This is a genomic window from Photobacterium sp. AWH4_225 (assembly GCF_056158405.1).
Genome location: NZ_JBSWTF010000001.1, coordinates 1,604,359 through 1,616,351, shown reverse-complemented (window position 1 = coordinate 1,616,351; position 11,993 = coordinate 1,604,359). Strand labels below are relative to the sequence as shown.

Below are 11,993 nucleotides of genomic sequence, written 5' to 3'. Positions count from 1 at the left end.
AAAGCGAGCTTTGAGGTAAATACTTATGTCAGCGCTTGGACCTGCCCTTCAGGGCTAACCTCCGTCTTTTTGACCATCAAACATGCCCGCTGACCAATCGCTACATTAGGGTTGGGGAAAACAACCGCTTCTCCCTCTTCCAACACGTAGTATTCAATATCCTCATCACGCCCCAACAAGGTACCCTGCGGGTACATAGTAAAGTTGGCTTGATCATCCGGGAAATTCAGCGTGAAGTGTTCACTCTGCTTCATCAGCGTCCGCGTTACTTTGTACACTGCGAGTTTGTCTTCCCGCCACTGATAACTCGGCACTAACTGTGTCACCAACTCAACCATGGCTTGATAAAACGAAGATAAACGCTGCAGATCATTTTGACCGAATGGAGCGACCTTTCCCAACTCCATCGTTAAGGCCTGTGCACCAAAATACTCCGCGCTATACCAACTGAATGTTGGTGATGGGGAATTTGATAGTAGTGCTGCCTCAATCTCACCCTGCTGTAAAAAAGCAAACAGATCACGCTGTCGCGTTTGATGACGAGAAAACGGACTGACTGCAAAGGTGTAATGCTCAGAATCACGGATGGCACAGTGCAAATCTAAATGCCAACGAGACTGTTCATCCTTTTCACCTTGCTGGAAGAAATCCTTTACCGCCACCTGAAGTGTATTTGCGCGAATGCAGTCAGAGTTGGTTGCAGGGTTTTCAGCTTTGAACAAGCGATTCATATTTTCATCGACGAAACGACGGTGCAGGTTAATCGCTTCCGGATGACCAATGATTATTAGTAGTCGGTGAACAGGTTGAACTTCCCCTGAAAGAATTTTCTCAACTAACTGCTGCAACAACTCTATAGGACTGGTTTCATCACCGTGCACCCCCGAGGAAAGGACAATGTCTTTTGGGGATGCATTATCCGAGATAGAGTTAGCACTAGCCGGTGATATTTTCAGAATGCCCCTACCCAGCAACTCACAAGAAATACCTGACTCAGTCTTCCAAGCCCCCTGCTCTTCAGACAAAGCCATGTTCAGTGTTGCCTCAAGAAACTTTCCTTCCTTTACTCGTTGTAGCATTCCCATTAACCACCTCCATGTTATTAGCTAATCCAGAGCTAATGGAATGCTGTCATTTTACCGCTGCATAAATCAGTTTGAAACCATATAAAAACATAAATTTAACATCGCGCGCACAATTTATTTCGGACATAAAAAAGCCCGGGTAAGTTCTACACACCTTACCCGGGCTCTGTTTTTCAATGTTTTCGCGATTACTTTTCGATTTCGATATTTTCTACGCGAGCTTTAAGTTTCTGACCTGGACGGAAAGTCACAACACGGCGAGCAGAGATTGGGATATCTTCACCTGTTTTAGGGTTTCTTCCCGGACGCTCGTTCTTGTCGCGAAGATCAAAGTTACCAAAACCTGATAGCTTTACCTGTTCACCACACTCAAGCGCTTTTCTGATTTCCTCAAAAAAGACTTCCACCGTATCCTTGGCGTCCCGTTTGCTCAATCCAACATTTTCAAACAGGTTCTCAGCCAAATCGGCTTTTGTGAGCGCCATAGATAATTCCCTCAAGACTATATTGAATGGATTGCAGGAAGACATTAGCCATTCCTACAGCGAATTAGTCGAGTCAGGCAGAAGCCAGAAACCGCTAAAATAGCCAGCTTCTCTGAGCTCAATCCTAACTAGAGTCAAGTTTATGCCAACTTGCTGATTTCCGCCAACTTTTTTATGTCAACTTATCTTTAAATAATTGATTTTCACTAGCACAAATAGCCTCATTTCATGCACCCAGTTGTGCTTAAATCGAATAATTTCTGGTAAATATTGCTACAAATCACGCAACTTTCAACACAAATTGCTACCAAGCCAACTCAATATAGAAATTATCGCTATCTATCAGAAAGTTACCGTATTTAGATTCAGATCAAAAAAATCACAATGTGTTAGACAATTTTATAAAACAATGACTTAAAAACACCGACTTTTTGTAGCAGATTGCCTCATTCAGAAGTATGCCTCTATCACAATACAGAACCAATCAGCTCCATAAACCTAGTTTCACCACGATGAGCAGCAACACCCCACAAAATACGCGCAAAAAAAAGCCCTGCCAAAAAGGCAGGGCTTTCATATCAATCAGGATGCTCGATTAGTCACGTAGTGACGCGCCGAACTTCTCAGAAATGTGAGCAACGATAGCATCTACAGAGCCAGCGATGTCCGCATCTTCAAGCGTACGCTCAACAGACTGAAGAGTTAGGGCAATAGCCAAGCTCTTCTTGCCTTCTTCTACGCCTTTACCTACGTAAACGTCGAACAGCTTAGCGTCGGTTAGGAACTCACCGCCCGCTTCCAGACATGCGTTCACGATGTCGCCAGAAGCTACAGCTTCATCAACAACAACTGCGATGTCACGACGGTTAGCTGGGAACTTAGAAAGCGCTACCGCTTCTGGGATCACTTTAGTGTTGATCGCAGACCATTCGATTTCGAATACGATAGTACGGCCGTTTAGGCCAAGCTTACGCTCTAGCTCAGGGTGAACAGTACCGATCACACCCACTTCTTTGCCGTCTACGATAATCGCAGCAGACTGACCTGGGTGAAGAGCTGGATGCTTAACGGCGGCGAAGCTGTAAGCCTTCTCGTTAGCAGAAAGCTCAAGGATAGCTTCTAGGTCGCCTTTCAGGTCGAAGAAATCAACAGTGTTGGTTTCGATGTCCCAGTGCTCTTCGCTGCGAGTACCCGCGATAACACCAGCCAGCATTGGCTCTTGACGCATGCCGTTTTCAGCCGTTTCACATGGGATGAAACGTAGGCCGTATTCGAACAGGCGAACACGTGGCTGCTGGCGCTTCTGGTTGTGAACAACCGTGTTAAGCAGACCTTGGATAAGGCCAAGGCGCATCGCTGACATTTCCGCAGAGATTGGGAACGGCAGTACTAGCGGCTCAACACCAGGAACGATCAGTTTCTGCTGCTCTGGCTCAACGAAGCTGTATGTGATCGCTTCTTGGTAACCACGGTCAACAAGCAGGTTACGAACACGCTTAAGAGGAAGGTTTGCTTCAACGTGGTCGTGCATCTTAAGTGCTGCAGCTGGGTTCTGGTTTGGAATGTTGTCGTAACCGTAGATACGGCCAACTTCTTCGATCAGATCCTGCTCGATAGCAATATCGAAACGCCATGTTGGTGCAGTCGCCGTCCAACCTGCTTCTGTTGTTTCAACAGTCAGGCCTAGACGCTCTAGGATTTCTACCACTTCTGCATCAGCAATGTGGTGGCCTAGAAGGTTGTCTAGCTTAGTACGACGAAGTGCTACTGTGTTTGGCTTAGGAAGATCTGCTTCAGATTCCACAGCAACAACCGGTGCTACTTCACCACCACAGATTTCAACTAGCAGCTGAGTGGCACGCTCCATTGCGCTTGCCTGTAGTGCGTAATCCACACCACGCTCGAAACGCATTGAAGAATCAGTGTGTAGACCGTAGCTACGAGCACGGCCACGGATGTGGTCCGGTGCAAAGAATGCACACTCTAGTAGTACGTCAGTTGTACCAGACATCACGCCTGATAGCTCACCACCAAAGATACCTGCAATTGCTAGTGCTTTAGTATGGTCAGCAACAACTAGCGTGTCTGCATTTAGCTTAGTTTCGCTACCGTCAAGCAGAGTTAGCATCTCGTCTTGCTCAGCCATGCGTACCACAATACCGCCATTGATCTTAGCAAGATCAAATGCGTGCATTGGCTGGCCTTGCTCAAGCAAAACGTAGTTAGTGATATCTACAACCGGGTCGATTGAACGAATACCACAGCGACGCAGTTTCTCTTGCATCCACAGCGGTGTTTCTGCTTTAACGTTTACGTTCTTAACCACACGGCCAAGGTAACGTGGACACGCTGCAGGTTCTTTGACTTCGATAGACACTGCGTCGTCGATAGACGGAGCAACCGCTTCAACAGCTGGCTCAGTTACGTCAGCACGGTTCAATACGCCAACTTCACGAGCAAGACCGCGAATGCTGAAACAGTCAGCACGGTTTGCAGTTAGGTCAACATCAACAGTAACATCGTCTAGACCTAGGAATTCACGGAAATCAGTACCGTTTACCGCGTCTTCAGCAAGCTCCATGATGCCATCAGACTCAACGTCGATACCCAGTTCAGTGAATGAACAAAGCATACCGTGAGAAGGCTGGCCACGTAGCTTAGCTTTCTTTATTTTGAAATCGCCTGGTAGTACTGCGCCAACAGTCGCAACAGCCACTTTAAGGCCCTGACGACAGTTAGATGCACCACAAACGATGTCTAGCAGCTCTTCTTCACCAACATCAACTTTGGTTACGCGCAGTTTGTCAGCGTCTGGGTGCTGGCCGCACTCAACAACCTGGCCCACTTTAACGCCAGTGAAAGTACCGGCTACTGGTAGTACGTCGTCTACCTCTAGGCCAGCCATAGTGATTTGGTGAGTTAGCTCGTCAGTTGTAACCGCAGGGTTTACCCACTCACGAAGCCAAGATTCGCTAAATTTCATAGTGTATGAACCTCTGGATTACTTGAATTGTTTTAGGAAACGAAGGTCGTTCTCGAAGAACGCACGAAGGTCGTTTACGCCGTAACGAAGCATGGTTAGACGCTCAACGCCCATACCAAATGCAAAACCAGAGTATTTCTCAGGGTCGATACCTACAGAGCGAAGTACGTTCGGGTGAACCATACCGCAACCTAGTACCTCAAGCCATTTACCGTTCTTGCCTTTAACGTCAACTTCAGCTGAAGGCTCTGTAAACGGGAAGTAAGAAGGACGGAAACGCACTTCCACTTCTTCTTCGAAGAAGTTGCATAGGAAGTCGTGAAGGATGCCTTTAAGCTGCGCGAAGTTAACGTTCTCATCAACCAGCATACCTTCCACCTGGTGGAACATCGGAGTATGCGTCTGATCGTAGTCGTTACGGTATACACGGCCCGGTGCGATGAAACGGAAAGGAGGCTTGCCATTTTCCATCGTACGGATCTGAACGCCAGACGTGTGAGTACGCAACATTAGATCAGGGTTGAAGAAGAATGTATCGTGGTCGGTACGTGCTGGGTGGTCTTCAGCAATGTTCAGCGCATCGAAGTTGTGGAATGCATCTTCGATCTCAGGACCAGACTCAGTGTTAAAGCCTAGCTCACCAAAGAACTGTTCAATACGCTCAACTGTACGCGTTACTGGGTGCAGGCCACCATTTTCAATGCGACGACCCGGTAGGGTCACATCGATAGTTTCAGCAGCTAGCTTAGCTTCTAGCTCAGCACGCTGTAGTGCGTCTTTGCGAGCGACGATCGCTTGCTGAACGGCACCTTTAGCCTTGTTGATTTCCTGACCAGCAGAGCGACGCTCTTCTGGTGGAAGCTTACCCAAACCTTGAAGTTGAAGGGTCAATTCACCCTTTTTGCCCAGATACTGGACACGGACTTCGTCCAGAGCGACTAATGAATCAGCCTGCTCGATAGCTGCCGTTGCGTTGGCAATAATCTCGTCTAGATGTTGCATCGTTTCCTCATCCACCTACAGGTGGCGTCCTTTAGGGAGATATAAATTCGCGTAACGATACATACTAAAGAAACATGCGTCTAAATCCAAATCCAATCGTAAGAAAACCGTTGGATTGCGTGAAAAAAACACCAATTCCTCTTAAGGTTGGATTAATTGATGGTTCCTGCTGATATTTGCTGCTCTGATGGAAAACTGGCTGCGGTAACAATCGCGCAAGCAATGCCCTCTACCATGGTCTCAAATGGCATAGAAGGTAATGGCTGGCTTTCAGTGATCTGCAGTTCGTCTTCAATTTGTTCTGGTAGCAGTGGGACATGAACGAAATCGCACATCGAGCTCAACCGTGTTTGCGTCGCAAGGTAGTGGCTTATCCCATAAAACAGGTGGTTACAGACAAAGGTACCTGCGCTGTAAGAGATTTCAGCTCCTACTCCCTGTTGTTTCAAAGCCTGCATCAAGGTCTTGACCGGTAGCTGGGTAAAGTATGCGGCAGGCCCAGCTTCAACAACAGGCTGATCGATAGGTTGATTACCCGCATTATCGGGAATCCGGAAGTCATCAAGGTTAATCGCCACTTTTTCGAAACTGATATTTGCCCGCCCGGATGCCTGCCCTAACATCAACACAATATCAGGCTGAAAGGACTCAATCGCGTCAATACAATGATTCACTGACTCACCTTTCACAACAGGTAATAAAGCTGTTTTCAGCACGATGCCAACTTTATTCATTGTCTGCTGAAATACATCTGTTTGCAGCTGATCGACAATCAATGCCGTTGGGTTAATCGCCTGCCCACCAAAAGCCTCAAAGCCTGTTACCAAAACACGCGTCATATCGTTCTCATTATTACATTAAAAGAAAATATCTAAGTAGATTACCCCACGAAACGGTATAGCAAAATAGCTATTGCTAGCTTGCAAAATAATATCAATCCCTTTGCGCCTCTCATCGTGAATCAAAAATTTATTCTTTTTTTATTGCGCTATCATCCAACATAACCTAGATTAATAAAACGCCGTTCGATTGATAGATGAAACAAGGAAAGAAATCATGGGATCACAAGACAAATACTGGCTTAACTATGCAAAACTCACTTTTATTATCGCTGTTGCAGCAATGATTATTAGCATCGTGATGCTGCCTGGCGATCTCCTCATCAAAGGCTATTACAGCATTTGTAGCCTCTTTCTCATCAGCGCCACTATAACGTTAAGTAAAGCCGTGCGTGATGAAGCTGAATCCAAAAAGCTACTCCAGAAACTGGAAGAAGCTAAAACAGCCCAACTGCTCAATGAATTAGATGATTAGACATGGCATTTGATAGGTCTCTAACCTCAGCATGCCTCAAGCTTGTGGAGCAAATAAAGCAGCTTAAGTTATTGCGTGAAGCTAAGGAGGGGCAGCGCTCTGAGCTTATCATTAAGCAACAGACGCTTAAGTTACAGCACAAGAAATGCGAGCAGGATACTGAGGCGATGATCACTCCTTCACCATGCAATAGAGAGGATAGTGAAGCCAGTGCGTTCAAGGCCTTACTGCGTCGAAGCTGGCGGTTAAAGCAGGCAATAGATAAATGTCATACGTCTGTCCAGCGCCTTGAACTGCAAATCTCACGATTAGAGAAACGGATTGAGGCTGCGTTGATAATGAAAGCAGACGTGATGAAAGTGCTTAAAAAAGGAGAAGGAAATCAGAAATTGCAGATTGGAATCGAATTAATGCTGGTGAAAAACCAACTGTTGCTTGGATAGCCTAGTTAGCCAGCCTGTATCAGAGAAATTATGATTGCGATAGAAAGAAAAAAGGAGAGCCGAAGCTCTCCTTTCCACATCAAAACTGACTGAAATTACAGTGCAGCTTTTGCTTTTTCAACTAGTACTGTGAAAGTAGCTTTGTCGAATACAGCGATGTCAGCAAGGATCTTACGATCGATCTCGATAGATGCTTTCTTAAGACCGTTGATGAAGCGGCTGTAAGACATACCGTTCTGACGAGCAGCAGCGTTGATACGTGCAATCCATAGTTGACGGAAAGTACGTTTCTTGTTGCGACGGTCACGGTAAGCGTACTGACCAGCTTTAGTAACTGCTTGGAAAGCTACGCGGTAAACACGTGAACGTGCACCGTAGTAACCTTTAGCTTGTTTAAGAACTTTCTTGTGACGTGCACGTGCTTGTACACCACGTTTTACGCGAGGCATAGGAGACTCCTAACTAAATTAAAATATAAAACTAAAAACGATTAAGCGAACGGAAGCATACGTGCAACAGCTGCCACTTCACATGCAGGAAGGATAGCGTTTGGACGAAGCTGACGTTTGTTCTTAGTAGTACGTTTAGTCAGGATGTGACGCTTAGTCGCGTGCTTAAACTTAAAGCCACCAGCAGTTTTCTTGAAACGCTTAGCAGCACCTTTGTTGGATTTCATCTTAGGCATGATGAGACTCCGCATTGTTGATAGTTAATAACATAGTAATCAGGCGAACAAAAAGCGCTGCGGTTAAGCAGCGCTTTTGCTACTTGAATGCCGTAATTACTTCTTCTTAGGGGCAAGCATCATCGTCATTTGACGACCTTCAACCTTATTAGGGAAGCTTTCAACAACCGCTAGGTCGCCTAGGTCTTCTTTAATACGGTTAAGAAGATCGATACCAAGACTCTGGTGGGCCATTTCACGACCGCGGAAACGCAGTGTGACTTTACCCTTGTTGCCCTCTTCTAAAAAGCGAGTCAGGTTGCGCAGTTTTACCTGATAATCGCCTTCGTCTGTACCAGGACGGAATTTAACTTCCTTAACCTGGATTTGTTTCTGCTTTTTCTTTTGCTCTTTAGCAGCCTTGCTCTTTTCGAACAGGTACTTGCCGTAGTCCATCACACGACAGACTGGTGGCTCGGCATTAGGGCTGATTTCAACTAGATCAACACCAGCTTCATTAGCAGTATTCATTGCTTCTTCAATAGAAACAACACCAATTGACTCACCGTCAAGACCAGTAAGACGTACTTCGCGTACGCCACGAATTTCACCATTCAGACGATGTGCATTCTGCTTAACTGGTGCTTGGGTTCTTCTTCCGCCTTTAATACCTTATTCCTCCACAATATTGAGCTTGCGACTGCTAATCTCTTGCTGCAAGTAAGCAACAAGATCGTCAATCTTAAATTTACCCAAATCTTTACCCTTGCGAGTACGAACTGCAATCTCGCCTGCTTCAACTTCTTTGTCGCCGCAAACAAGCATGTAAGGCACTCGCTTCAAAGTATGTTCGCGAATTTTAAAGCCAATCTTCTCATTTCTCAAGTCCGCATTAACACGAATTCCAGATTTTTGAAGTTTTTCGACTACTTGTTGAACATATTCTGCCTGGCCATCAGTGATATTCATCACAACCGCCTGTTGAGGCGCCAACCAAGTTGGGAAGAAGCCGGCATATTCTTCGATAAGGATACCGATGAAACGCTCTAGTGAACCAAGAATAGCACGGTGGATCATAACTGGCGTATGACGCTCGTTATTTTCACCAACGTAAGTTGCACCTAGACGCTCAGGAAGTGCGAAGTCTAACTGAACTGTACCGCACTGCCAAGCCCTATCTAGACAATCGTGCAAAGTAAATTCAATCTTAGGACCGTAGAACGCACCTTCACCCTCTTGGATCTCGTAAGGGATCTCCATTGATTCTAGTGCAAGTTTCAGATCCGACTCAGCTTTATCCCACATTTCATCAGAACCTACACGCTTTTCTGGACGTGTAGACAGCTTAACAACGATGTTGTCGAAGCCGAATGTCTTGTAGGTATCGTAAACCATTTCGATACAGCTAGTTACTTCAGCCTGTACCTGCTCTTCTGTACAGAAGATGTGGGCATCATCCTGAGTAAAGCCGCGAACACGCATAATGCCGTGTAGCGCACCTGATGGCTCATTACGGTGACATGAGCCGAACTCAGCCATACGTAGCGGAAGGTCACGGTAAGATTTCAGACCTTGGTTGAAGATCTGAACGTGGCCTGGGCAGTTCATTGGCTTGATAGCGTACTCACGGTTCTCAGAAGACGTCGTGAACATCGCTTCAGCGTATTTGTCCCAGTGACCAGAGCGTTCCCAAAGCACGCGATCCATCATTAGAGGACCTTTCACTTCCTGGTAACCGTACTCAGTCAGCTTTTCACGGATGAATACTTCTAGATCACGGAAGATAGACCAACCATTGTGGTGCCAGAACACCATACCCGGTGCTTCTTGCTGCATGTGGAATAGGTCTAGCTGCTTACCGATTTTACGGTGGTCACGCTTAGCCGCTTCTTCTAGGCGAGTAAGGTGTGCTTTAAGTGCTTTCTTGTCGTGGAAAGCAGTACCGTAGATACGCTGAAGCATCTTGTTGTCGCTGTTACCACGCCAGTATGCACCCGCAACGTTCAGCAGAGTGAAGTGCTGACAGAAACCCATGTGCGGTACGTGTGGCCCACGACACATATCGATGTATTCTTCGTGGTGGTATAGGCCCGGACGGTCATCGCGAGATACGTTCTCGTCTAGGATTTCCATTTTGTACGGTTCGCCACGTGATTCGAATGCATCACGCGCTTCCTGCCAGCTTACCTTTTTCTTGATAACTTGGTACTTGGTCTTCGCCAGCTCTTTCATACGCTTTTCGATCTTCTCTAGATCTTCTTGCGTAAGCGACTCTTCTAGGTCGATGTCGTAGTAGAAGCCGTTGTCGATAGTTGGACCAATCGCCATTTTCGCTTCTGGGTAAAGCTGCTTGATAGCGTGGCCAAGAAGGTGAGCACATGAGTGACGAACGATTTCAAGACCGTCTACTTCATCTTTAACCGTGATGATTTCAAGGCTAGCATCTTCTTCAATAAGGTCACACGCGTCTACGCGGTTACCATTAACACGACCGGCAATAGTTGCCTTCGCAAGACCAGGACCGATCGATTGCGCGACTTCCATTGTAGAAACTGGGTTGTCAAATTGACGCTGACTGCCGTCAGGAAGAGTAATTACAGGCATGTAAATATCCTTTCACAGTGGTCTTGCACACCAAGCAAGACATGTTGAATTAAAAATATAAAGCTTTGAGAGCTAAATAAAAGAAAGCTCAGAGGTCCGGCACTGCAATACTGAGCAGACCAAAACCGCTAAGCGAGGCAGCAACTATAACAAACGCCTATGACAGATTGCAAAGCCACGTCACATTTTATTTTTTACTTGCCCAAATCATTTGAAGGTCACTTGGGTGCCAATTGAAAGCTCACCACGAAGAGTTCTTTGGTTCCGGGGTATATCTCTTCTAGAACATCCCGCAGCTGTTGTAATGGCATGTTTTCACGCTTGGCATGGGTCTGATTAAGCTCGTCGATTGATACCGGCTCGACTCCAGTGATATCCAGCTGGCAAAATACTCTGCCCTCTTCATAAATCACGCCATTAACTCGGCTTCCGACTGCATAATGACTGTCAGCTTCATCACGAATAGTGATGGTTTTCTTACCAGCCAAGATATCCTCTTCAAAACGTGACAAAAACAGTAGCTCTACTATTGCCATCTTTAACATTCCAAGTTAATCAAGCCTCACAATACTGTAGTCACCTCACGCAAAAGCACACAGAAACTTGAAATGAACAACAAATGTTGCTTTGATTTGTATAGGCAATTAGGAAAAGCGTTATGGCTCAGTCACCTCGTTATCAACAGATCAAAAGTTACTTGTTAGAAAGAATTCATACTCGCCAATGGCCACCGGGGCACAAAATCCCGACGGAAATGGCGTTATCTGAACATTTCTCGGTAAGCCGCATGACAGCCAACAAAGCCATCACGGAGCTGGTTAAAGAGGGCTTTCTTGAAAGAACGCCGCGCTTGGGGACTTTTGTCTGTAATAAAAAAGCCGAATCACCGTTGATGGAGATCCGCAACATTGCCGAAGAAGTGAAAAAACGGGGTCACCGCTATTCTTCTGACGTCATTTCCCAATCGACCATTCATGCCACCGAAGATATCGCATTACGATTGGGCGTACGCCAAGGGACAGAAGTCTATTTCACCCAAATCGTCCACTTCGAAAATAGCTCACCAATACAGCTCGAAGAGCGTTGGGTTAACCCGGAACATGCACCGGCTTATATCAAGCAAGACTTCAGCTCACAGACACCCAATGAATACTTGGTGAAAGCCTGCCCGCTAAGTGATATCGAGCATACCGTTGAAGCGCTTTTGCCTCCCCAGCGGATTGCTGAGTTGCTTAAGGTCAGTCCACAGTCACCTTGCTTATTGCTTAATCGCCGTACCTGGAGCAACAACAATTTGATCAGTACTGCCCTGCTCTATCATCCCGGCAACAAATACAAACTTAGCTCGAGGACCAAGGTGGGAGTTCAATAGATCCTAGATCCTGGGTTCTGGATCCTAGGTTCTTAATCTAG

At 46.2% G+C, this 11,993-nt stretch carries 13 protein-coding genes; 3 read left to right on the top strand and 10 right to left on the bottom strand.

Translation table 11 applies throughout. The annotated features are described in order from the left end of the window. Nucleotides 1–23: 23 nt before the first annotated feature. The 5 genes from astE to pcp all read right to left on the bottom strand — a co-directional run bounded on the left by astE (nucleotide 24) and on the right by pcp (nucleotide 6,394). Entirely contained in the window at nucleotides 24–1,085 is a 1,062-nt protein-coding gene (astE, locus tag ACXAD4_RS07770; protein ID WP_475240291.1) for a succinylglutamate desuccinylase, read from the bottom strand. A 188-nt stretch (nucleotides 1,086–1,273) separates the two neighbouring features. Then, complete coding sequence (gene ihfA, locus ACXAD4_RS07765) at nucleotides 1,274–1,570, bottom strand: integration host factor subunit alpha (RefSeq protein ID WP_475240289.1); 297 nt, start codon at nucleotides 1,568–1,570, stop codon at nucleotides 1,274–1,276. Nucleotides 1,571–2,165: 595 nt separating this feature from the next. Then, the gene (gene pheT, locus ACXAD4_RS07760) at nucleotides 2,166–4,553 is read right to left on the bottom strand and encodes a phenylalanine--tRNA ligase subunit beta (RefSeq protein ID WP_475240287.1); all 2,388 of its coding nucleotides are present in this window, start codon (nucleotides 4,551–4,553) and stop codon (nucleotides 2,166–2,168) included. 18 nt (nucleotides 4,554–4,571) lie between these two features. After that, nucleotides 4,572–5,555: a phenylalanine--tRNA ligase subunit alpha gene (pheS, locus tag ACXAD4_RS07755; protein ID WP_107297789.1), complete on the bottom strand. Its 984-nt coding sequence runs from the start codon at nucleotides 5,553–5,555 to the stop codon at nucleotides 4,572–4,574. A 152-nt stretch (nucleotides 5,556–5,707) separates the two neighbouring features. Beyond that, a complete protein-coding gene (gene pcp, locus ACXAD4_RS07750; protein WP_475240285.1) occupies nucleotides 5,708–6,394 on the bottom strand; it encodes a pyroglutamyl-peptidase I in 687 nt (228 codons plus the stop codon). 217 nt (nucleotides 6,395–6,611) lie between these two features. Between pcp and ACXAD4_RS07745 the strand changes: the two genes are divergently transcribed. Further along, the gene (locus tag ACXAD4_RS07745) at nucleotides 6,612–6,869 is read left to right on the top strand and encodes a YiaA/YiaB family inner membrane protein (RefSeq protein ID WP_317521211.1); all 258 of its coding nucleotides are present in this window, start codon (nucleotides 6,612–6,614) and stop codon (nucleotides 6,867–6,869) included. 2 nt (nucleotides 6,870–6,871) lie between these two features. Further along, complete coding sequence (locus ACXAD4_RS07740) at nucleotides 6,872–7,312, top strand: hypothetical protein (RefSeq protein ID WP_475240282.1); 441 nt, start codon at nucleotides 6,872–6,874, stop codon at nucleotides 7,310–7,312. Nucleotides 7,313–7,407: 95 nt separating this feature from the next. On the opposite strand, the gene rplT is transcribed toward ACXAD4_RS07740, so the two are convergent. The 5 genes from rplT to yqfB form a co-directional block, all read right to left on the bottom strand. Further along, nucleotides 7,408–7,761, bottom strand: coding sequence for a 50S ribosomal protein L20 (gene rplT / locus ACXAD4_RS07735; RefSeq protein WP_007469869.1), 354 nt, complete (start codon nucleotides 7,759–7,761; stop codon nucleotides 7,408–7,410). A 41-nt stretch (nucleotides 7,762–7,802) separates the two neighbouring features. Beyond that, nucleotides 7,803–7,997: a 50S ribosomal protein L35 gene (gene rpmI, locus ACXAD4_RS07730; RefSeq protein ID WP_007469870.1), complete on the bottom strand. Its 195-nt coding sequence runs from the start codon at nucleotides 7,995–7,997 to the stop codon at nucleotides 7,803–7,805. Between the two features lie 96 nt (nucleotides 7,998–8,093). After that, nucleotides 8,094–8,645 carry a translation initiation factor IF-3 gene (gene infC / locus ACXAD4_RS07725; protein WP_082060595.1) on the bottom strand — a complete coding sequence of 184 codons (552 nt, stop codon included), beginning with the start codon at nucleotides 8,643–8,645 and terminating at the stop codon, nucleotides 8,094–8,096. A 3-nt stretch (nucleotides 8,646–8,648) separates the two neighbouring features. Continuing rightward, complete coding sequence (thrS, locus tag ACXAD4_RS07720; protein WP_317521207.1) at nucleotides 8,649–10,580, bottom strand: threonine--tRNA ligase; 1,932 nt, start codon at nucleotides 10,578–10,580, stop codon at nucleotides 8,649–8,651. 218 nt (nucleotides 10,581–10,798) lie between these two features. Further along, on the bottom strand, nucleotides 10,799–11,116 hold the full coding sequence (gene yqfB, locus ACXAD4_RS07715) for a N(4)-acetylcytidine aminohydrolase (RefSeq protein WP_475240279.1): 318 nt from the start codon (nucleotides 11,114–11,116) through the stop codon (nucleotides 10,799–10,801). 122 nt (nucleotides 11,117–11,238) lie between these two features. Here yqfB and hutC point away from each other — a divergent pair, with 122 nt between their 5' ends. Further along, nucleotides 11,239–11,952, top strand: a complete 714-nt coding sequence (gene hutC / locus ACXAD4_RS07710) for a histidine utilization repressor (RefSeq protein ID WP_475240277.1) — start codon at nucleotides 11,239–11,241, stop codon at nucleotides 11,950–11,952. The last annotated feature ends 41 nt before the right edge of the window (nucleotides 11,953–11,993 follow it).

Excerpts from the sequence above, each read along its gene's own strand:
- astE (WP_475240291.1), bottom strand. The coding sequence starts at position 1,085 with ATGGGAATGCTACAACGAGTAAAGGAAGGAAAGTTTCTTGAGGCAACA.
- ihfA (WP_475240289.1), bottom strand. The coding sequence starts at position 1,570 with ATGGCGCTCACAAAAGCCGATTTGGCTGAGAACCTGTTTGAAAATGTT.
- pheT (WP_475240287.1), bottom strand. The coding sequence starts at position 4,553 with ATGAAATTTAGCGAATCTTGGCTTCGTGAGTGGGTAAACCCTGCGGTT.
- pheS (WP_107297789.1), bottom strand. The coding sequence starts at position 5,555 with ATGCAACATCTAGACGAGATTATTGCCAACGCAACGGCAGCTATCGAG.
- pcp (WP_475240285.1), bottom strand. The coding sequence starts at position 6,394 with ATGACGCGTGTTTTGGTAACAGGCTTTGAGGCTTTTGGTGGGCAGGCG.
- ACXAD4_RS07745 (WP_317521211.1), top strand. The coding sequence starts at position 6,612 with ATGGGATCACAAGACAAATACTGGCTTAACTATGCAAAACTCACTTTT.
- ACXAD4_RS07740 (WP_475240282.1), top strand. The coding sequence starts at position 6,872 with ATGGCATTTGATAGGTCTCTAACCTCAGCATGCCTCAAGCTTGTGGAG.
- rplT (WP_007469869.1), bottom strand. The coding sequence starts at position 7,761 with ATGCCTCGCGTAAAACGTGGTGTACAAGCACGTGCACGTCACAAGAAA.
- rpmI (WP_007469870.1), bottom strand. The coding sequence starts at position 7,997 with ATGCCTAAGATGAAATCCAACAAAGGTGCTGCTAAGCGTTTCAAGAAA.
- thrS (WP_317521207.1), bottom strand. The coding sequence starts at position 10,580 with ATGCCTGTAATTACTCTTCCTGACGGCAGTCAGCGTCAATTTGACAAC.
- yqfB (WP_475240279.1), bottom strand. The coding sequence starts at position 11,116 with ATGGCAATAGTAGAGCTACTGTTTTTGTCACGTTTTGAAGAGGATATC.
- hutC (WP_475240277.1), top strand. The coding sequence starts at position 11,239 with ATGGCTCAGTCACCTCGTTATCAACAGATCAAAAGTTACTTGTTAGAA.